Source organism: Kocuria sp. LHG3120 (genome assembly GCF_049897445.1).
Classification (GTDB): Bacteria; Actinomycetota; Actinomycetes; order Actinomycetales; family Micrococcaceae; genus Kocuria; species Kocuria rosea.
The window spans coordinates 200691-220630 of record NZ_JAFCWG010000002.1; the positions used below are offsets into that span (position 1 = coordinate 200691).

The 19940-nt window shown below is 72.7% G+C and carries 16 protein-coding genes; 8 read left to right on the forward strand and 8 right to left on the reverse strand.

What is annotated here, in order from left to right:
• Positions 1 to 8: 8 nt before the first annotated feature.
• From uvrC to secG, 8 genes are all read left to right on the forward strand, one after another.
• Positions 9 to 2057 carry an excinuclease ABC subunit UvrC gene (uvrC, locus tag ACP7CD_RS04880; RefSeq protein ID WP_109243953.1) on the forward strand — a complete coding sequence of 683 codons (2049 nt, stop codon included), beginning with the start codon at positions 9 to 11 and terminating at the stop codon, positions 2055 to 2057.
• A gap of 101 nt (positions 2058 to 2158) precedes the next feature.
• Positions 2159 to 3085, forward strand: a complete 927-nt coding sequence (rapZ, locus tag ACP7CD_RS04885) for an RNase adapter RapZ (protein WP_017832809.1) — start codon at positions 2159 to 2161, stop codon at positions 3083 to 3085.
• Between the two features lie 31 nt (positions 3086 to 3116).
• A complete protein-coding gene (locus ACP7CD_RS04890) occupies positions 3117 to 4196 on the forward strand; it encodes a gluconeogenesis factor YvcK family protein (protein ID WP_109222858.1) in 1080 nt (359 codons plus the stop codon).
• Positions 4197 to 4246: 50 nt separating this feature from the next.
• Complete coding sequence (gene whiA, locus ACP7CD_RS04895; protein WP_031282663.1) at positions 4247 to 5227, forward strand: DNA-binding protein WhiA; 981 nt, start codon at positions 4247 to 4249, stop codon at positions 5225 to 5227.
• Positions 5228 to 5457: 230 nt separating this feature from the next.
• On the forward strand, positions 5458 to 6462 hold the full coding sequence (gap, locus tag ACP7CD_RS04900) for a type I glyceraldehyde-3-phosphate dehydrogenase (RefSeq protein ID WP_095651781.1): 1005 nt from the start codon (positions 5458 to 5460) through the stop codon (positions 6460 to 6462).
• 40 nt (positions 6463 to 6502) lie between these two features.
• Complete coding sequence (locus ACP7CD_RS04905; protein ID WP_017832805.1) at positions 6503 to 7726, forward strand: phosphoglycerate kinase; 1224 nt, start codon at positions 6503 to 6505, stop codon at positions 7724 to 7726.
• Between the two features lie 127 nt (positions 7727 to 7853).
• Positions 7854 to 8669: a triose-phosphate isomerase gene (gene tpiA, locus ACP7CD_RS04910; RefSeq protein WP_095651535.1), complete on the forward strand. Its 816-nt coding sequence runs from the start codon at positions 7854 to 7856 to the stop codon at positions 8667 to 8669.
• 70 nt (positions 8670 to 8739) lie between these two features.
• The gene (gene secG, locus ACP7CD_RS04915; RefSeq protein ID WP_035923973.1) at positions 8740 to 8994 is read left to right on the forward strand and encodes a preprotein translocase subunit SecG; all 255 of its coding nucleotides are present in this window, start codon (positions 8740 to 8742) and stop codon (positions 8992 to 8994) included.
• 135 nt (positions 8995 to 9129) lie between these two features.
• Here secG and ACP7CD_RS04920 read toward each other — a convergent pair whose 3' ends face one another.
• From ACP7CD_RS04920 to tkt, 8 genes are all read right to left on the reverse strand, one after another.
• Positions 9130 to 9993 carry a hypothetical protein gene (locus ACP7CD_RS04920; RefSeq protein ID WP_109268936.1) on the reverse strand — a complete coding sequence of 288 codons (864 nt, stop codon included), beginning with the start codon at positions 9991 to 9993 and terminating at the stop codon, positions 9130 to 9132.
• A 34-nt stretch (positions 9994 to 10027) separates the two neighbouring features.
• Positions 10028 to 10636 (reverse strand): hypothetical protein, encoded by a 609-nt coding sequence (locus ACP7CD_RS04925; protein ID WP_426119234.1) that lies wholly within the window; start codon positions 10634 to 10636, stop codon positions 10028 to 10030.
• Positions 10637 to 11297: 661 nt separating this feature from the next.
• Positions 11298 to 12047 carry a 6-phosphogluconolactonase gene (gene pgl / locus ACP7CD_RS04930; protein WP_017832801.1) on the reverse strand — a complete coding sequence of 250 codons (750 nt, stop codon included), beginning with the start codon at positions 12045 to 12047 and terminating at the stop codon, positions 11298 to 11300.
• A complete protein-coding gene (locus ACP7CD_RS04935; RefSeq protein WP_126346343.1) occupies positions 12044 to 13177 on the reverse strand; it encodes a glucose-6-phosphate dehydrogenase assembly protein OpcA in 1134 nt (377 codons plus the stop codon). The genes pgl and ACP7CD_RS04935 overlap by 4 nt, the downstream gene beginning before the upstream one ends.
• Positions 13174 to 14685, reverse strand: coding sequence for a glucose-6-phosphate dehydrogenase (gene zwf / locus ACP7CD_RS04940; RefSeq protein ID WP_017832799.1), 1512 nt, complete (start codon positions 14683 to 14685; stop codon positions 13174 to 13176). Before zwf ends, ACP7CD_RS04935 begins: the two co-directional genes overlap by 4 nt.
• A gap of 160 nt (positions 14686 to 14845) precedes the next feature.
• Positions 14846 to 16462, reverse strand: coding sequence for a glucose-6-phosphate isomerase (locus ACP7CD_RS04945; RefSeq protein WP_426119237.1), 1617 nt, complete (start codon positions 16460 to 16462; stop codon positions 14846 to 14848).
• Positions 16463 to 16518: 56 nt separating this feature from the next.
• Positions 16519 to 17625 carry a transaldolase gene (tal, locus tag ACP7CD_RS04950; RefSeq protein ID WP_095651531.1) on the reverse strand — a complete coding sequence of 369 codons (1107 nt, stop codon included), beginning with the start codon at positions 17623 to 17625 and terminating at the stop codon, positions 16519 to 16521.
• Between the two features lie 55 nt (positions 17626 to 17680).
• The gene (gene tkt, locus ACP7CD_RS04955; protein ID WP_426119239.1) at positions 17681 to 19816 is read right to left on the reverse strand and encodes a transketolase; all 2136 of its coding nucleotides are present in this window, start codon (positions 19814 to 19816) and stop codon (positions 17681 to 17683) included.
• Between the last annotated feature and the right edge of the window lie 124 nt (positions 19817 to 19940).

A 19940-nucleotide genomic window follows, 5' to 3' on the forward strand; every position in this document is an offset into this window, starting at 1 on the left:
ACCGGACCGTGGCCGATCCGGAGAGCTACCGCCCCGCCCGCCAGGACATCCCGACCGCCCCGGGGGTCTACCGCTTCCGCGACGAGTACGGGCGCGTGGTCTACGTGGGCAAGGCCAAGAACCTGCGCAACCGGCTGAGCTCCTACTTCGCGCCCCCGCACGCCCTGAGCCCCAAGACCCGCGCCATGGTCACCACCGCGGCCGGGGTCGAGTGGACCGTGGTGGGCAGCGAGCTGGAGTCCCTGCAGCTCGAGTACACGTGGATCAAGGAGTTCAAGCCCCGGTTCAACATCGCCTATCGGGACGACAAGTCCTACCCCTACCTCGCCGTCACGATGGCCGAGTCCGTGCCGCGGGCCCAGGTGGTCCGGGGGGAGAAGAAGAAGGGCAACCGCTACTTCGGCCCCTACTCCCAGGCCTGGGCGATCCGCGAGACCCTCGACGCCCTGCTGCGGGTGTTCCCCGTGCGCACCTGCTCGAAGGGCGTCTACCGGCGCGCCGAGCAGTCCGGGCGCCCGTGCCTGCTGGGCTACATCGACAAGTGCTCCGCCCCGTGCGTGGGGCGGATCTCCGAGGAGGACCACTACGCCCTCGCGGAGGACCTGTGCCGGTTCATGGCCGGGCACGCGACCCCGTTCATCAAGGAGCTGCAGCGGCAGATGCAGGAGGCCGCCGCGGCCATGGACTTCGAAACCGCGGCCGCGCGCCGGGACGACATCGCCGCCCTGGAGAAGGCCTTCGAGCGCAACGCCGTGGTGCTCTCCGACAGCACCGACGCCGACTTCTTCGCGCTCGCCGAGGACGAGCTGGAGGCCGCCGTCCAGGTCTTCCACGTCCGGGGCGGCCGGATCCGCGGCCAGCGCGGCTGGGTCACCGAGAAGGTCGAGGAGGCCGACGGCGGACGCCTGCTGGAGCAGCTGCTCGAGCAGGTCTACGGCGACACCGCCGCGGACGCCGCCGAGAGCGCCCACGCCGCCGCGCCCCCGTCCTCGGGCGGATCGAAGCACCGGCCCTCCGCGGAGCTCGCCTACCGGGAGGACGCCATCCCGCGCACCGTGCTGCTCTCCGAGCCCGCCGACAGCACCGACCGGCTCGAGGAGTGGCTCTCGGGGCTGCGCGGATCGCGCGTGACGATCGCCGTGCCGCAGCGCGGGGAGAAGGCGCACCTGATGGAGACGGTGCAGGAGAACGCCCGGCAGGCACTGAAGCTGCACAAGTCCCGGCGGGCCGGCGACATCACCACCCGCTCCGCGTCCCTGCAGGAGCTGCAGGAGGCCCTCGACATCCCCGTGCCGCTGATGCGCATCGAGTGCTACGACATCTCGCACGTGCAGGGGACCAACGTCGTCGCCTCCATGGTCGTCTTCGAGGACGGGCTGCCCAAGAAGTCGGACTACCGGAAGTTCTCGGTCACCGGCGAGGCCGCCCGGGACGACACCGCGTCCATGCACGACGTCATCTCCCGGCGCTTCCGCCGCCACCTCGAGGAGCAGGCCGAGCGGGAGGCCGCCGGGCCGCGCACCGGGCAGGTGGACGCCGGAACCGAGGCCCCTGAGCGGGCGCGCTTCGCGTATCCGCCCAGCCTGGTGGTGGTCGACGGCGGGCCCCCGCAGGTCGCCGCCGCCGCCCGGGCGCTGCGCGAGCTCGGGATCGACGACGTCCACGTGGTGGGCCTGGCCAAGCGGCTCGAGGAGGTGTGGGTGCCGGACGACGAGTTCCCCGTGATCCTGCCGCGCGCGAGCCAGGGCCTCTACCTCCTCCAGCGGATCCGCGACGAGGCCCACCGCTTCGCCATCACCTTCCACCGCAAGAAGCGCTCCTCCGCCATGACGGTCTCCGTGCTCGACGAACTGCCCGGGGTGGGCCCCGCCAAGCAGAAGGCCCTCCTCAAGCACTTCGGCTCCGTCAAGAAGCTCCGGGCGGCCCGGGTCGAGGAGCTGGAGCAGGTCCCCGGTTTCGGGCGGACCCTCGCCGAGAAGGTGGCCGCCGCGCTGCAGGCCTCCGACGACACCACCGCCCCGGCGGTCAACATGACCACCGGGGAGGTGCTGTCCTGAGCCCGGGCGCGCCGCCGGGGTCACGGCGGGGCCCCGCCGACTTCGTTAGGCTGGGGCGGGACCACCGGGCGCAGGCCACCACGACGGGAGACGGAGCGGACATGAGCGAGCACACCGCCGGAGCGGACGTCGGGACGGCGGACGGGACCGACCACGCGAAACCGACCAGCTCGGAGCTGCTCGTCGTGACGGGCATGTCCGGGGCCGGGCGCAGCACGGCCGCGAACGCCCTCGAGGACCTCGGCTGGTACGTGGTCGACAACCTGCCGCCGCAGATGCTGCACACCCTCGCCGACCTCGTCTCCCGGACCCCGCAGGCCCTGCCCAAGCTGGCGGTCGTCATCGACGTGCGCGGCAAGGCCCTGTTCAGCGACATGAAGGAGACGCTGGCCGCCCTCGAGGCGTCCGACGTCGACTTCTCGGTGCTCTTCCTGGACGCCGCCGACGAGGTCCTGGTCTCCCGCTACGAGCACCAGCGCCGGCCCCACCCGCTGCAGGCCGGCGGGCGGATCCTCGACGGGATCCGCGCCGAGCGCGCCCTGCTGACGGACCTGCGGGAGTCGGCCGACGTGGTCCTGGACACCTCCGGGTTCAACGTGCACGCCCTGTCCCGGGCCGTGGCCGACCTGTTCTCCACGAACGGGCCGGTGGTCCTGCGCCTGACCGTGCTCAGCTTCGGCTTCAAGTACGGGGTCCCCGCGGACGCCAACTACGTGGCCGACGTCCGGTTCATCCCCAACCCGCACTGGGTCCCGTCGCTGCGCCCGCGCACCGGCAAGGACGACGAGGTCCGGGACTACGTCTTCCAGGACGACGGCCCCCGGCAGTTCGTGGACCGGTTCGTCGCCATGCTCGAACCCGTCTTCGCGGGATACCGTACGGAGAACAAGCACTACGCCACCATCGCGATCGGCTGCACGGGCGGGAAACACCGCTCCGTGGCCGTGAGCGAGGAGGTGGCCCGCAGGCTCGCCAAGCTGCCGCTCGTGACGGTCAACATCCAGCACCGGGACATGGGCCGGGAGTGACCGGCTCGCCCTCACCGCGATGGGACCCCCGATGACCCTTCCTCCCACCGGCGCGTTCCCCCGGCTGCCCCTCAGCAGCGGCGCCGATGCCGACCCCCACCACTCGCCCGACCCCTCCGCCCGGCGGCCCGGCGGCGCCAGCCCCTCCGTGGTCGCCCTCGGCGGCGGGCACGGGCTCTCGGCGAACCTCGCCGCGCTGCGCCGGATCACCCCGGTGCTCACGGCGGTCGTGACGGTGGCCGACGACGGCGGCTCCTCCGGCCGGCTGCGCGACGAGCTCGGCGTCCTGCCCCCGGGGGACCTGCGGATGGCGCTCGCCGCGCTGTGCGACGACTCCGAGTGGGGCCGGACGTGGCGCGACGTCATGCAGCACCGGTTCAGCTCCTCGGAGGGGCGTACCACGACCCTCGACAACCACGCGCTGGGCAACCTGCTCATCGTCACGCTGTGGGAGCTGCTGGGGGACCCGGTGGCGGGGCTCGAGTGGGCGGGCGCCCTGCTGGGCGCCCGCGGCCGGGTGCTGCCGATGTCCACGCAGCCGCTGGTCATCGCCGGCGACGTCCCCGGCGCCCTGTCCGGCGGGAGCGCGAGCGGCTGCGCGAGCGAGGCCGGCACGGTCCGCACGATCACCGGGCAGGCGGTCCTGGCGAAGCAGGCCGACGTCTGCAACGTGCGGCTCGTGCCCCCGGACGCCCCGGCCTGCCCGCAGGCGGTCGAGGCGGTCGGGCTCGCCGACTGGGTGATCATGGGGCCGGGCTCGTGGCACACCTCCGTGCTGCCGCACCTGCTGCTGCCCGAGCTGCGGCAGGCGATCTGCGGCTCGCCGGCGCGCCGCTGCGTCACCCTGAACCTCTCGCCGGACACCGAGACGCGCGGCAAGACCGCCGCCGACCACCTGCGGGTCCTGCACGACTACTGCCCCGAGCTGACCCTGGACGTGGTCCTCGCCGACCCCTCGGCCACCGAGGACGGCGCCGACCTCGAGGAGGTCGCCCGCGGCCTGGGCGCCGAGGTCTTCTACGCCGACGTCCGGGCGCACCCCGGCACCGCCGTGCACAACACGCTCCGGCTCGCGGCCGCCTACCAGGAGATCTTCGAGCGCCACCGCTGAGCCTGCCGCCCCACCCCCACACACCCCAGCATCCCCAGGAAAGGAACCGCGTGGCCCTGACGTCATCGGTGAAGGAAGAACTGTCCCGCCTCGAGATCAAGAGGTCCTCGGAGCGCCGCGCCGAGCTCTCCGCCCTGCTGCGCTTCGCGGGTGGGCTCCACATCGTCTCGGGACGCATCGTCGTCGAGGCGGAGGTGGACCTCGGCGCCACCGCGCGCAGGGTGCGCCGCGCCGTCCACGAGGTCTTCGGCCACGACAGCGAGATCGTGGTCGTCTCCGGCGGGGGACTGCGGCGCGGGAGCTCCTACGTGGTGCGCGTCGTCGAGGACGGCGAGGCCCTCGCCCGCCAGACGGGACTGCTCGACTCGCGCGGGCGCCCCGTGCGCGGGCTCCCGCCCGCCGTGGTCAACGGGGCCGTGGCCGACGCCGAAGCGGTGCTGCGCGGGGCCTTCCTGGCCCACGGCTCCCTCACGGAGCCCGGCCGCTCCGCCGCGATGGAGTTCACCTGCCCCGGCCCGGAGGCCGCCCTCGCGCTCGTGGGCGCGGCCCGCCGGCTCGGCGTCCTCGCGAAGGCCCGCGAGGTGCGCGGCGTGGACCGGGTGGTCGTGCGGGACGGGGACGCGATCGCCGCGCTGCTCACCCGGATGGGTGCCCACCAGACGCTCCTCCAGTGGGAGGACCGGCGGATGCGCAAGGAGGTGCGCGCCACCGCCAACCGCCTCGCCAACTTCGACGACGCCAACCTCCGCCGCTCCGCGCAGGCCGCCGTGGCCGCCGGCGCCCGGGTGGAGCGCGCCCTGGAGATCCTCGGCGACGAGGTCCCGGAGCACCTGCGGCAGGCGGGGGAGCTGCGGCTGTCCAACAAGCAGGCCAGCCTCGACGAGCTGGGCCGGCTCGCCGACCCCCCGCTCACCAAGGACGCCGTGGCGGGCCGGATCCGCCGGCTGCTGGCCATGGCGGACCGCCGGGCGGAGGAGCTGAACCTCCCGGGCACCGACGCCGGTGTCGCCGCGGAGGCCCTGCCCTCCTGAGCGGGGCGCGCCGGCGCCGCTGCGCCGGCGCGGTCACTCCGGGGCCGCGCCGGGAGAGGGCTTTGGTCCCGCGTGGGTTTCCGAGGGTCCGCATCCCTCGATGTGGGATTGTATGGGTTTGGCGATGAATACCGGGTGAATCTTTCACGACCCCAAGACATCCCAGGGATAACCACGTAGAATGGGACCTGGTTCAACGATCCAGACCCCGACCAACACAGGAGTACCCAGTGACCATTCGAGTGGGCATCAACGGTTTCGGACGCATCGGACGCAACTTCCTCCGCGCGGCGCGCGAGCAGGGCGAGAACATCGAGGTCGTGGCCGTGAACGACCTCACGGACCCGGAGGCCCTGGTCCACCTCTTCAAGTACGACTCCATCATGGGCCGGTTCCCCGGCGAGGTGACGCTCGACGGCGACACCATGAGCGTCGACGGCCACGAGGTCAAGTTCCTCGCCGAGCCCGACCCCGCCAAGCTGCCCTGGGGCGAGCTCGGCGTGGACGTCGTCGTCGAGTCGACCGGCCGCTTCACCAACGGCTCCAAGGCCAAGGCCCACCTGGACGGCGGCGCCAAGAAGGTCGTCCTGTCCGCCCCGGGCAAGGAGATCGACGGCACGTTCGTGCCCGGCGTCAACCTCGACACCTACGACGCCGCGTCGATGAACATCGTCTCCGCGGCCTCCTGCACCACGAACTGCCTCGCGCCCATGGCGAAGGTCCTCAACGACGCGTTCGGCATCGAGCGGGGTCTGATGACCACCATCCACGCCTACACCGCGGACCAGAACCTGCAGGACGGCCCGCACAGCGACCTGCGCCGCGCCCGCGCCGCCGCCCTCAACATGGTGCCCACCACCACCGGCGCGGCCGCCGCCGTGGGCCTCGTGCTGCCCGAGCTCAAGGGCAAGCTGGACGGTTTCGCCGTGCGCGTGCCCGTGCCCACCGGCTCCGTCGTGGACCTCACCTTCGACGCCCAGAAGGAGGTCACCGTCGAGTCGGTCAACGCCGCCATGAAGGAGGCCGCCGAGGGCCCCATGAAGGGCATCGTCAAGTACACCGAGGACCCCATCGTCTCCTCGGACATCCAGGGCGACAGCATCTCCACGATCTTCGACGCCCCGCTGACGAAGGTCATCGGCAACCAGGTCAAGGTCATCGCCTGGTACGACAACGAGTGGGGCTACACCTCCCGCCTCGTCAACGTCGTCTCCCACGTCGGCGCGCAGCTCTGAGCCCGTCGCCGCGCGACGCCGCCGGGGTAGGGTGAGTGGCATGGCTCATGCACTTGACGAACTGATCGCCGACGGCGTCGCCGGGCGCCGCGTCCTGGTCCGCTCCGACCTCAACGTCCCCCTGGACGGCTCCACCGTGACCGACGACGGGCGCGTCCGCGCGTCCCTGCCGGTCCTGAAGAAGCTGGCCGACGCCGGGGCCCGCGTCATCGTGATGGCGCACCTGGGCCGGCCCAAGGGGCAGGTCGACCCGAAGTACTCGATCGCGCCCGCCGCGCGGAAGCTGGCCGAGCTGGCCGACTTCCCCGTGGCGGTCGCCTCCGACGTCGTCGGGGAGGACGCCCGGGCCAAGGCCGAGGCCCTCGCCGACGGCGAGGTGCTCGTGATCGAGAACGTCCGCTTCGACCCCCGCGAGACCTCGAAGGACGACGCCGAGCGCGGCGCCTTCGCGGACGAGCTCGCCGCCCTGACGGGCGAGAACGGGGCCTACGTGGACGACGCCTTCGGCGCGGTGCACCGCAAGCACGCCTCCGTGTTCGACATCGCCCACCGGCTCCCGGCCTACCTGGGCGATCTCGTCAAGCGGGAGCTGGACGTGCTCACCAAGGTGGTCTCCGCCCCCGAGCGCCCCTTCGTGGTGGTCATGGGCGGGTCCAAGGTCTCCGACAAGCTCGCCGTGATCGAGAACCTCATCGGCAAGGCCGACTCGCTGCTCATCGGCGGCGGCATGGTCTTCACGTTCCTCGCCGCCCAGGGGCACTCAGTGGGCGGCTCCCTCCTGGAGCAGGACCAGATCGGGACGGTCAAGGACTACCTCGAGAAGGCCTCCGCGGCCGGCACCGAGATCGTCCTGCCCGTGGACATCGTCTACGCGGCGGAGTTCGCCGCGGACGCCGCGCACGAGGTGCGCCCGGTCGACGCCATCGAGGACGGCGAGATCGGCTCCACCGGTCTCGGCCTGGACATCGGCCCCGAGTCCGCGAAGCTGTTCGCCGAACGGATCCGCGGCGCGAAGACCGTGTTCTGGAACGGCCCCGCGGGCGTGTTCGAGATGGAGGCCTTCGCCGGGGGCACCCGGGCGGTCGCCGAGGCCGTGGTGGCCTCGGACGCGATGAGCGTCATCGGCGGCGGCGACTCCGCCTCGGCCGTGCGCAACCTCGGGTTCTCCGACGACCAGTTCGGGCACATCTCCACCGGCGGCGGCGCCTCCCTCGAGTTCATCGAGGGCAAGGAGCTCCCCGGGGTCGTGGCCCTGGGCGCCTGACCCGCACGCTCCCCGCCACGGCGCCGGGGGCGCACCGGGCCTGCACGGCCCGGGGCGCCCCCGCCGCCCAGCGCACCACTGCCGAACCGCACGACGAGCGGCGCACCCGCCGCGGACAGGAGTCCCCATGACCTCGCAGACCAACGGTCAGTTCGACCGCACGCCGCTGATCGCCGGCAACTGGAAGATGAACATGGACCACGCCCAGGCGATCACCCTGCTGCAGAAGCTGGCGTGGACCCTGGACGACGCCAAGCACGACTACTCCCGCGCCGAGGTGGCCGTCTTCCCGCCGTTCACCGACCTCCGCTCCGTCCAGAGCCTCGTGGACGGTGACGACCTGCGCGTCGTCTACGGCGCCCAGGACCTCTCCGACCAGGACTCCGGCGCCTACACCGGCGACATCTCCGGCCAGTTCCTGGCCAAGCTCGGCTGCACCTACGTGCTCGTGGGCCACTCCGAGCGCCGCACGGTCCACGGCGAGTCCGACGAGCTGTGCAACGCCAAGATCGCCGCCGCCCACCGCCACGGCCTGGTCCCGGTGCTGTGCGTCGGCGAGGGCCTCGAGGTCCGGCAGGCCGGCGAGCACGTCGCCTTCACGCTCGAGCAGCTGCGCGGCTCCATCGCCGGCCTCGAGGCGGACCGGGTGGCCGAGCTCGTGGTGGCCTACGAGCCCGTCTGGGCGATCGGCACCGGCGAGGTCGCCGGTCCCGAGGACGCCCAGGAGATGGCCGCCGCCATCCGCGCCGAGCTGGCCGGGCTCTACGACGACGGGACCGCCGCGAAGACCCGCATCCTCTACGGCGGTTCCGCGAAGGCCGCCAACGCCGGCTCGATCCTCAAGGGCAAGGACGTGGACGGCGTCCTCGTCGGCGGCGCCAGCCTCGACGCCGAGGAGTTTGCTAGCATTGCCAGGTTCGAGCAGCACCTCGTGACCGATTGATCACGACCCCCTGACCGTCCGCGCCCGCCGGGCGCGGCTGCTCGACGGACACCCCCGAGGGAAGGCCCCAGTGGAAATTCTGCAGAACGTGCTCCTGGCGATCATCGTGCTCACGAGCCTCCTGGCCGTTCTCCTCGTCCTGCTCAACAAGGGCAAGGGCGGGGGCCTCTCCGACATGTTCGGCGGCGGCATGACCCAGTCCCTCAACACCTCGGGCGTGGCGCAGAAGAACCTGGTCCGCCTCACCACCACCACGGCCGTGGTCTGGGCCCTGTCCATCGCGGCCTACGCGCTGACCATGCGCTTCGCCGAAGTGGCCGTCTGAGCCGACGGCTGGTCGAACGACCCCCGGCCTCCCCGGCCGACCACGGAAGTCCGTGCTCGGCCGGGGAAGCCGGGGGTCGTCCGCGCTGAGGGGCCGCCGCATGCGCCCGGCGACGTGCGGTCCCCGCGCCCCGGATCAGCGCCCGTACTGGACCCGCAACGAGGCGTCGTCGGGCAGCACCACCACCGTTCCCTCCTCGACGGACCACCCCTCGTGGAGGAAGAAGTACCGTTCCCCGCTGACGGTGAGCAGGCGCAGCCCGTCGTAGCGGTACAGCGGGGCCTCGGCCGTGCCCAGCTCGTGCGTCGTGACCCCCAGGACGTCGAGGCCCAGTGGTTCCTGGCTGTAGACCTGCGCCCGGGGCAGCCACGGCAGGTTCACCTCGAGATCCTCCGCGAGCCCCCGTCCACGGGCCTCCGCGAAGTTCGAGGTTCCCCAGAAGAGCAGCAGCGCTACGAGGACCAGGAGCAGCGTCGCCTCGACGGCCTGCTGCTCGGCGGGCCGTCGAGGGCCCTCCACGGCAGCGGCACAGCGGCGGATGCGGACGGCCCACGCGGCCACGAGCACGCCGGCGGTGACGAGGTACGGGGCGTACAGGGGGCTGTAGACGCGTTCGGCGAACAGCAGGACGACCATGAGGCCGATCAGGGCCCCTGCACCGAGCAGAGCCGCCCGCGGCAGTGTGGTCGCCCACCTGCCGGCCGCTCCCCGGTCGATGCGTCTCCGCAGCAGCCGGTCCAGCCAGACCCACAGCATCGCCAGCGCGACCAGCAGCAGCAGCGGCAGGTACAGCGCGCTGATGCTCAGCAGCGCGAAGTCCCGCGTGGTGTAGCCGAACAGGTTGACGTGCAGTCCCATCCACTCGGCCTGCGCCTTCGCGCGAGCCCAGCCGAAGTAGAACACCAGGGCCGTGACCACGGTGGCCGGCGGCCCGATGACCGACACGTAGCCCAGGACGTGCGACCACACGGAGCCGGTCGGGGCAGCGGTCTCCGTCATCGTTGCCGCCCGGTACCGCAGCCGCAGCGGCCCGTCAGGAGCCGGGGGCCGGACATGCCGTCGTGCCGGGGGCGTAGTCCAGGGCGACCGTGCTGAGGGCCGGGTCCTCGAGCACGTAGCCGGAGCCCGAGAGGGCCACCGGCAGCGAACCACCCGCCTCCGGGACCGGTGCCGGGGGCGCCACGAAGAACGGTCCGGTCGATGCCCACTGGATCGGCACGGGAGTCGGGCCCACGGTGACGAACTGCACGCTGCCCACGGGCAGGGCCCGGTCCTGCACGTTTCCGCGCAGGTGGACAGGAACGCCTCCGCACGGCGGCACGGGCACGGCGGACTCGCCGGCCTCGTCCGGCGCGGTCGCGAGCCCCGTGATGAACAGGGGGCAGGCGGTGCCCGGCGTGTCGACGAGCACGGGCACGTCCTCGGGGTGGTCCCGGTGGAACTGCACCAGACGCTGCAGCATGGCGACCGCCGCAACGTCGTGACAGCTCTGCGGCAGCGGCGCGGCAGCCAGTGCCGCCGCCCCCTGGGACCAGAGCGCCTCGTCGTTGGTCACGGCCGCCCGGCACAACAGGGAGGCGGCGTCCTGCGCGCTCGCGCCGGCCAGGCTGTCGTGGTCGCACGTGCCGGCGCGCAGGGCCACGTACCATCCCGGTTCTCCGGGACCGACGGGTCCGATCGGCAGACCGCCGATCACGGGAGCGACGCGAGGAGGGGCCGGGGTGCTGCCCTCGCCGCCGTTCCCGCCGCCGGGACGCGCACCGCCGTTGCCCTCGCCGCCGGGACGCGCACCGTCGGGACCCCCACCGCCGTTGCTCCCACCGCCGGGAGCGGCACCGTCGGGAGCGGCACCGTCGGATCGGTCGCGGTCGGAGCCGTCACGCCCGGGCCCGGCGGCGTCCTCGGAGCCGGGCTCGGCACTCGGAAGGTCCGTGGAGCCGTCCGAGGTCCGCGCGGAAAGGTCCGATTCCGGCTCGGTGGTCTGCTCGGCCGCAGGGGATCCGTTCGCCGGCTCGGCGCCGTCGTCGGGTCCGCCCCGGCCGCACGCCGTGAGCACCACGAGGACGCCGGCGGCCAGGACGGTGCCGACGCGGACGGGACGTGCCGGGAACACGACCTCACCGGCCGTCCGCGCTCGTCCGGATGTCGCCACAGGTACGCAGGATCTCCATGGTCATGGATCCCGTTCTCTTCGCCAGGCGCTCGGGTGCCGACTCTCATCGGTGAGCATGACGGCACAGGCGTCACTACGGCGTGACTACCGTCCGGTCACTCGGGGTGCTTCGCCCCGGCGGCCCGACGCGTCAGCCGTCGAGGGCGTCCTGCGTGACCAGCAGCAGCGTCTCCTCGGTCCCGCGCACTCCGGCCCCGGGCGTGCGTTCGATCGGGGCGCCGCCGCGGACGGCCGCGACCGCCCCTGCCTTGTCCGCCCCGGCCACGAGGAACCAGACCCGCTCCGCGCTGTTGATCATCGGCAGCGTCATGGTCACCCGCTCCGGCGGGGGCTTGGGGGAGTCTCGCACCCCCAGCACGGTGGCGTCCTGCTCGTGCACGTGCGGCAGCCCCGGGAACAGGGAGGCCACGTGGCCGTCGGGGCCCAGGCCCAGCAGCGAGAGGTCGAACCGGGGGAAGGCCTCCGTCCGCTGCTCCGCGTCGGCCGCCGCCGCCAGCTCGCGCCGGTAGTCGAAGGCGGCGTCCTCGGCGGTGGCGAAGTCGTCGGCGCTGCCCATGTAGTGCACCCGGTCCGGGTTCAGGTCCAGGGCCCCGCCCACGGCCTCGACGGCCTGGACGCAGTTGCGATCGGCGCTGTCGCCGGCCACGAAGCGCTCGTCCGACCACCACACGTCGACGCGGGTCCAGTCGACCTCGTCCCGGCGGGCGGAGGCGGCGAGGGCCGCGAGCACCGCGGTGCCCATGCTCCCGCCGGTGAGCACGAGGCTCGCCTCCCCGCGCTCCTCCTGCGCCGCCACGACCACGTCGAGGACCCGGTCCGCGGTGTCCGCGGCGAGCGACTGCTTGTCCGGGTGGGCGACGGTCTCCAGCTCGGCGCTCATGCGCGCTCCTCCCCGGGGGCCAGGACGGACGTCTCGGGTGCCGGGACGGATGCCTCGGCGGCCGGGACCGCACCGGAGTCCGGTTCCGCCGGCTCGTCGGCCGGGGCGTCGCCGGGCGTCGTCCGGTCCCGGTCGGGGAGGCGGCCGCCGTGCTCGGCGAGGAACCGTGCGGCGCCGGGGGTGAGCTCGCCGGCGGTGTCCACGATCTGGGCGATCCGCACGTCCCGCAGGCCGGTCGTGATCACCTCGCCGTAGACCTCGTCGGGGTCCAGGCGCCGGAGCTCCTCGGCGATGCAGGCGTTGAGGTCCCGCACGGGCATGGCGATCTGCTGGTCGGGCTGACCGGGCTGCCGCAGCATCGCCACGGACCGGCCCGGGCGCTCGAGCACGATCTCGCCGTCGTCCCGGACCAGGGTCACCCGGTCGAGGCGGCGGGGCCCGGGGCTGTTGACCAGCGTCACGTCGGCGTCGAGCCGGGTGCCCAGCCACGTGCCGAGCAGCACCACGCTGGGGGAGCGGCCGCATCCCTCCACGACGACCTCGCGCACGGGCGCGGGCTCCGCCTGGTCCAGGACCGCGGCCAGCTGGATCCGCCAGTTGGTCACCCGGGTCCAGGCGAGATCCGTGTCGCCGGGGACGTACCGGGTGCTCAGCTCGGCGAGCGCCTCGTAGGCGTCGTCGCTGCGCGCGGAGTCCGTGATCCGCCGGTGGGCGATCCCGGCGATGGACGAGGTGTGCGGCGAGGGCGGCGGCACCGTGTGCGCCCACCAGGCGACGATCGGGGCGTCCGGCAGCAGCAGCGCCGAGAACAGGGTCTCGGTGGGCTCGGCGAGCTCGCCGTAGCCGTGCAGCACGATGACCTCGGAGGCGCCGGCGTCACCGCCCATGCGCAGCTGGGCGTCGAGCCGGGTGCTCTCCGCCTGGGAGTGCGCCACGTGCACGAGGATCCGGCACGGGTGCTCGTGGCTCGCGAAGTTCGCGGCCTCCAGGGCGGCCTCGGAGTGCCCGGCCTGGGCGAGGATCACGAGCGTGAGGACCCGGCCGAGCGTGACGACGCCGTGCTGGTCCCGCAGCTGGCTCAGCTTCTTGTCGATGGCCGAGGTGGTGGTGTTCTCCATCGAAACGATCACGGTCGCCTCCAGACGCGTCCGTCGCGGGCCAGCAGCTCGTCGGCGGCGGCGGGTCCCCAGGACCCGGGCGCGTAGGGCTCCGGCATGATCTCCTGCTCCGACCAGCACTGCTCGAAGGGGTCGAGGATCCGCCAGGACAGCTCGACCTCCTCGTGGTCGGGGAACAGTGGTGGTTCCCCGAGCAGCAGGTCGAGGATCAGGCGCTCGTAGGCCTCCGGGCTGGACTCGGTGAACGAGTGGCCGTAGCCGAAGTCCATCGTGACGTCCCGGATCTCCGACTGGGTCCCGGGCACCTTGGAGCCCAGCCGGATGGTCACGCCCTCGTCGGGCTGGATCCGGACCACGATGACGTTCTGTCCCAGGTCCTCGTGGCCGTTGTCCCCGAACAGCAGGTTGGGGGAGTTCTTGAACTGCACCGCGATCTCGGTCACCCGCCGGCCCAGGCGCTTGCCGGCGCGCAGGTAGAACGGCACGCCCGCCCACCGGCGGTTGTTGATGTCCACGCGCAGCGCCGCGTAGGTCTCGGTGCGGGAGTCGGCGGGGATGTCCTGCTCCTCGAGGAAGCCCCGCACGCGCTCACCGCCCTGCAGACCGGCCTCGTACTGGCCGAGCGCCGAGTGCGCCGCCCGGTCCTCGGGGACGACGACGGAGGCCAGGACCTTCGCCTTCTCGGCGCGCATGTGGTGGGCCTGGAAGGACAGCGGCTCCTCCATGGCCGTGAGGGCCAGCAGCTGCAGCAGGTGGTTCTGGATGACGTCGCGGGCCGCGCCCACGCCGTCGTAGTAGCCGGCGCGGGAGCCGATGCCGATGTCCTCGGCCATGGTGATCTGCACGTGGTCCACGAACTGCGCGTTCCACAGGGGCTCGAACATCTGGTTCGCGAAGCGCAGCGCCAGGATGTTCTGCACCGTCTCCTTGCCCAGGTAGTGGTCGATGCGGAACACCGAGTCCGCCGGGAACACCCGCTCCACGATGGCGTTGAGCTCCTGCGCGGACTCGAGGTCGTGGCCGAAGGGCTTCTCGATGACCACGCGGCGCCACCCGGAGGCGTTCTCGTGCTGGGCCAGGCCGTGGTCGGCGAGCTGCTGGCAGACCGTCTCGAACGCCTTCGGCGGGATCGAGAGGTAGAACGCGTGGTTGCCGCGCGTCCCCGAGTGCACGTCGAGCTCCTTGAGGGTCGACTTGAGCGCCTCGTAGGCCTTGTCCTCGTCGAACTCCCCGCGCACGAACCGGACGCCGGAGGCGAACTGGCGCCACACGTCCTCCTGGAAGGGGGTGCGGGCGTGCGCCTCGACGGACTCGCGCACCACCTCGCGGAACTGCTCGTGGGACCAGTCGCGGCGGCCGAAGCCGACGAGCGCGAAGGACGGCGGCAGCAGACCCCGGTTGACGAGGTCGTACATCGCCGGCAGCAGCTTCTTCTTCGCGAGGTCTCCCGTCACGCCGAAGAGCACGAGCGCCGACGGGGCGGCGACCCGGACGAGCCGCCTGTCCCTCGGGTCCCGCAAGGGATTGCGGGCGTTGTTGTCTGGCAACGGTACTCCTTCACGTCTCTGCGGGGCCGTGGCACCCACGGGGGCCTGCACGCGCAACGGTCGGCGCGGGAACTCCCGCGCCGACCGTGGCGTGCTCCCATTCTAGGTCAGCGGTCCGGTCGTGCCGGCCGGGTCAGCCGCCGAGGGCGTCGACGGCCTGGCGCAGCCGGTCCACGCCGGCGGCGCGGTCCGCGAGCCGCAGCCGCAGCACGGGCCGCCCGTGGTCGGCGAGGACCTGGGCGTCCCCGTCGGCCTGGGCCGAGATCAGCTCGCCGAAGCTGAACGGGCTGTCCGGGATCTCGAGGTCCGTCTCCGAGGCGGCGGTGATCTGCAGGTACACGCCCTCCGCCGGTCCGCCCTTGTGGTACTGGCCGGTGGAGTGCAGGAACCGGGGGCCCCAGCCGAACGTCACGGGCCGGCCGGTGACCCGGGCGAGGACGGGGCGGACGCTCTCCAGCTCGGCCCACGAGAGCCGGTCGAAGTACGCCTGCACGGACAGGTAGCCGGTCTCCGGCAGCTGCGCGAGCAGCTTGGCGAGCGCGTCCTCGACCGTCTGCGCCCCGTCGAGCAGCTCCTGCGCCCCGCGGATCTCCACGGGCCCGTCCACGACGTCCGCGGCCGTGGGCTGCGGCTTGTCCTCGAGCAGGGCGCGGGTGGCGTTCTTGGCGGACTCCACGTCGGGCTGGTCGTACGGGTTGATGCCGAGCAGCCGCCCGGCCGCCGCGGTGGCGACCTCCCACAGCATGAGCTGGGCGCCGAGGGAGCCGGAGACCCGCACGACGTCGCCCTCGGGGGCCTGCTCCTCGTCCACGCCGACGAGCTCCACGACGAGGACGTCGGAGGCCCCCGAGGAGGCCTCCGGGGCGTCGCCGGCGCCGACGACGACGGGCAGCACGCCCTTGCCCTCCTTGCCCGTGGACTCGGCGATCAGCTGCTCCGCCCAGTCGGCGAACCCGGCGATCCCGGAGCCCAGGTCCCGGAACACGAGCTTGTTGCGCAGCGGCTGCGTGCCGCCGAGCGCCGCGCCCAGGTGCAGGCCGGGGTTGTCCTCGACGTCCTCGCGCAGCACCTCGCCGGCCTCGTCGGCGTCGTCGAGCAGGGCCCCGACGTCCACGCCGGCCAGACCGGAAGGGACCAGGCCGAAGGCGGTGAGCGCCGAGAAGCGCCCGCCCACGGTCGGGTCGGCGGTGAAGACCCGGCGGTAGCCGGCCTCCCGTGCGGACGCCTCCATGGGCGAGCCGGGGTCGGTGACCACCACGATGCGCGAGGCGGCGTGGATGCCCGCGTCCTCGAACGCCCGGGCGAAGACCCGGCGCGCCGAGTCGGTCTCCACGGTGGAGCCGGACTTGGAGGAGACCACGATCGCGGTGCGCTCGAGGCGGTCGGCGAGGGCCGCGCCCACCATCTCCGGGTCCGTGGAGTCGAGCACGAACAGCTCGACCCCGGCGGTCCGGGTGATCACCTCGGGGGCCAGGGAGGACCCGCCCATGCCCGCCAGCACGAACCGGTCCACGCCCTCCGCCGCGAACTCCTCCCGCAGCGCGGTGATCTCGGCGACGAGCGGGCGGGAGACCTCGGCGGCCTCCACCCAGCCCAGCCGCTTGGCGGACTCGTCCTCGGCCGCAGCGCCCCACAGGGTGGGGTCCTGGGCGAAGAGCTTGGAGGCGAACCTGTCGCCCACCAGCGCGGGCACGTGCCGGTCGACGGCCTCGCGGGCGGCGCCGGAGGTCTGGACGGACAGGGAGCTCATGGGTTCTCCTTCGGGTGGGGCGGCACGGACGGTGCTCGGGTCAGGACGGGACAGGCTCAGCGGGCGTTGTCGAGGGCGGCGCGCACGGTGTCGAGCAGCTCCGCCCAGGAGTCCTCGAACTTGGTGAGCCCCTCCGCCTCGAGCTGGGCGACGACCTCGTCGTAGGAGATCCCCACGCCGGCGATCCGGTCCAGGAGCTCGTTGGACTCCGCGTAGGTGCCGGTGACGGTGTCCCCGGTGACCTCGGCGTGGTCGAACGTGGCCTCCAGGGTCTTCTCCGGCATGGTGTTCACGGTGTTCGGGGCCACCAGCCCGGTCACGTACAGGGTGTCCGGCAGGGACGGGTCCTTGACCCCGGTGGAGGCCCACAGCGGGCGCTGCGGGTTCGCCCCGGCCGAGGCCAGCCGCTCCCAGCGCTCGGTGGCCAGGGCGTCCTCGTAGATCTGGTAGGCGAGCCGGGCGTTGGCCAGACCGGCCTTGCTCTTGAGCGCGGCGGCCTCGTCGGTGCCGATCGCGTCCAGGCGCTTGTCGATCTCGGAGTCCACCCGGGAGACGAAGAAGGACGCCACGGAGTGGATGGTGGAGAGGTCCTTGCCGTTCTCGAGCGCCTGTTCCAGGCCCAGCTGGTAGGCGTTGATGACCGCGCGGTAGCGCTCGAGGGAGAAGATCAGCGTCACGTTGACGGAGATCCCCTCGGCGATGGTCGCGGTGATCGAGGGCAGGCCCGCCTCGGTGGCGGGGATCTTGATCAGCGCGTTGGGGCGGTCGATGGTCTGGGACAGGCGCTGGGCCATGGCGGCGGTCGCCTCGGCGTCCTGGGCCAGGCGGGGGTCCACCTCGATGGACACCCGCCCGTCCTCGCCCTGGGTGGCCTCGGCGATGGGGGCGAAGAGGTCGCAGGCGTCGCGCACGTCGTCGGTGGTGATGGCCAGCACGGCCTCGTCCACGTCCGTGCCGGCGGCGGCGAGCTGCTTGACCTGGTCCTCGTAGGCGTCGTGCTTGGCCAGCGCGGCGGCGAAGATCGTCGGGTTCGTGGTCACGCCCACGACGTCCTTCTCGTCGATCAGCCGCTGCAGCCCGCCGGAGGCAAGGCGTTCGCGGGAGAGGTCGTCGAGCCAGATCGAGACGCCGGCGTCGGAGAGCTTCTGGGTGGGGGTGGTCATGTGTCTGTCACTCCTCGTGCTCGGGGGAAGGTGGTCGGTCGGTGCGCGCCGGGGCTCAGCGGCCCACGGAGGCGGTGGCCTGCGCCGCGGTGAGGGACTCCTGGGCGGCGGCGGTGACGGCCTCGGCGGTGATGCCGAACTCGCGGTAGAGGGTCTCGTAGTCGGCGGACTCCCCGAAGTGCTCCAGGGACACGGCCCGCCCGTGCTCGCCGAGCAGGTCACGCCAGGACATGGCGATCCCGGCCTCCACCGACACGCGGGCCTTCACGGCCGCCGGCAGTACGGACTCGCGGTACTCGGCGTCCTGGGCGTCGAACCACTCCCGGCACGGCATGGACACCACGCGGGCGGCCACCCCCTGCGCCTTGAGCTGCTCGCGGGCCTCCACGGCCAGGGAGACCTCGGAGCCGGTGCCGATGAGGATCACGTCCGGGGTGCCCTCGGTGTCGGCCAGGACGTAGCCGCCCCGGGCCACGCCCTCGGCGGAGGCGAACTTCTCCCCGTCGGCCTCGGGGTGCAGGTCCGCCCGGGCGAAGGTGGGCACGTTCTGACGGGTCAGGGCGATGCCGGCCGGGCCGTGCCGGTTCTCCAGCATCGTCCGCCACGCGATCGCGGTCTCGTTGGCGTCGGCCGGGCGCACCACGTCCAGGCCCGGGATCGCGCGCAGCGCCGAGAGCTGCTCCACGGGCTGGTGGGTGGGTCCGTCCTCGCCGAGGCCGATGGAGTCGTGGGTCCACACGTAGATCGAGGGGACCTTCATCAGCGCGCCCAGGCGCACGGCGGGGCGCTGGTAGTCGGAGAAGATCAGGAACGTCCCGGAGAACGCCCGGGTCTGGGAGGACATGGTGATGCCGTTGACGATCGCCGCCGCGGCGTGCTCGCGGATGCCGAAGTGCAGCACCCGCCCGTAGGGGTTGCCGGTCCACTTCGCGGTGGAGCGGGCCTCGGGGATGAAGGAGGGCGCGGACTCGATGGTGGTGTTGTTGGAGCCGGCCAGGTCGGCCGAGCCGCCCCACAGCTCGGGGAACGTGTCGGCGATCGCGTTGATCACCTTGCCGGAGGCCGAGCGGGTGGCCACGTCCTTGCCGGCCTCGAAGGTCGGGAAGGCCTGGGCGTAGTTCTCGGGGAGCTCCTCGGCGCGGATCCGGTCGTAGAGCTTCGCCCGCTCCGGGTTGGCCTCCCGCCAGGCCTGGAACTGCCGCTCCCACTCGTCGCGGACCTGCTTCATGCGGTCCTGGATGCCGCGGGTGTGGGCGATGACCTCGTCCTCCACCACGAAGGACTTCTCGGGGTCGAAGCCGAGGATCTCCTTGGTCGCCGCGACCTCCTCGGCCCCGAGCTTGGAGCCGTGGATGCCGCCGGTGTTCTGCTTTCCCGGCGCCGGGTACCCGATGATCGTGCGCAGGGCGATCAGCGAGGGCTTGGCGGTCTCGGCCTTGGCCGCGCGGATCGCGGCGTAGAGCTCCTCGACGTCCTCGACGTAGTCCCCGGTCTTCGTCCAGTCCACCCGGGCCACGTCCCAGCCGTAGGCCTCGTAGCGGGCCAGGACGTCCTCGGTGAACGCCACGTCCGTGTCGTCCTCGATCGAGATGTGGTTCTGGTCGTAGATCACCACGAGGTTGCCCAGCTCCTGCACCCCGGCCAGCGAGGACGCCTCGGAGGTCACGCCCTCCTGGAGGTCGCCGTCGGAGGCGATCACGTACACGGTGTGGTCGAAGACGGACTCGCCCGCGGGGGCCTCGGGGTCGAACAGGCCGCGGGTGTAGCGCTGGGCGTAGGCGAAGCCCACGGCCGAGGCCAGGCCCTGGCCCAGCGGGCCGGTGGTGATCTCCACCCCGGTGGTGTGCCGGTACTCGGGGTGGCCCGGGGTCTTCGAGCCCCAGGTCCGCAGGGACTCGATGTCCTCGAGCTCCATGCCGTAGCCGGAGAGGAACAGCTGCAGGTACAGCGTCAGCGAGGTGTGCCCGGGGGAGAGGATGAAGCGGTCACGGCCCGTCCACCGGTCATCACGCGGGTCGTGGCGCATCACCTTCTGGAACAGCAGATACGCCGCCGGCGCCAGGGACATCGCCGTGCCGGGGTGGCCGTTGCCCACCTTCTCCACCGCGTCCGCGGCCAGCACCCGCACCGTGTCCACGGCACGCCGGTCCTGCTCGGTCCAGGTCAGCTTCTGATCGAGTTCGGTCGCCAAGATTCGGTGCCCTTTCCATTGGGGTCCGCTGCCGTGCGCAGCGGGTGCCGGTCGTGGACCGGCGGTTTTGGGTCCAGCTTAGGTCACGCGCATTTCGGGCGTGTGACCGACGGCACCGGTTCCC

Bases quoted from the DNA above. Each gene is read 5' to 3' on its own strand.
- tal (WP_095651531.1), bottom strand. From the start codon at position 17,625: ATGACCACCCCCACCCAGAAGCTCTCCGACGCCGGCGTCTCGATCTGG.
- ACP7CD_RS04905 (WP_017832805.1), top strand. From the start codon at position 6,503: ATGGCTCATGCACTTGACGAACTGATCGCCGACGGCGTCGCCGGGCGC.
- pgl (WP_017832801.1), bottom strand. From the start codon at position 12,047: ATGAGCGCCGAGCTGGAGACCGTCGCCCACCCGGACAAGCAGTCGCTC.
- ACP7CD_RS04920 (WP_109268936.1), bottom strand. From the start codon at position 9,993: ATGACGGAGACCGCTGCCCCGACCGGCTCCGTGTGGTCGCACGTCCTG.
- tpiA (WP_095651535.1), top strand. From the start codon at position 7,854: ATGACCTCGCAGACCAACGGTCAGTTCGACCGCACGCCGCTGATCGCC.
- rapZ (WP_017832809.1), top strand. From the start codon at position 2,159: ATGAGCGAGCACACCGCCGGAGCGGACGTCGGGACGGCGGACGGGACC.
- ACP7CD_RS04945 (WP_426119237.1), bottom strand. From the start codon at position 16,462: ATGAGCTCCCTGTCCGTCCAGACCTCCGGCGCCGCCCGCGAGGCCGTC.
- ACP7CD_RS04890 (WP_109222858.1), top strand. From the start codon at position 3,117: ATGACCCTTCCTCCCACCGGCGCGTTCCCCCGGCTGCCCCTCAGCAGC.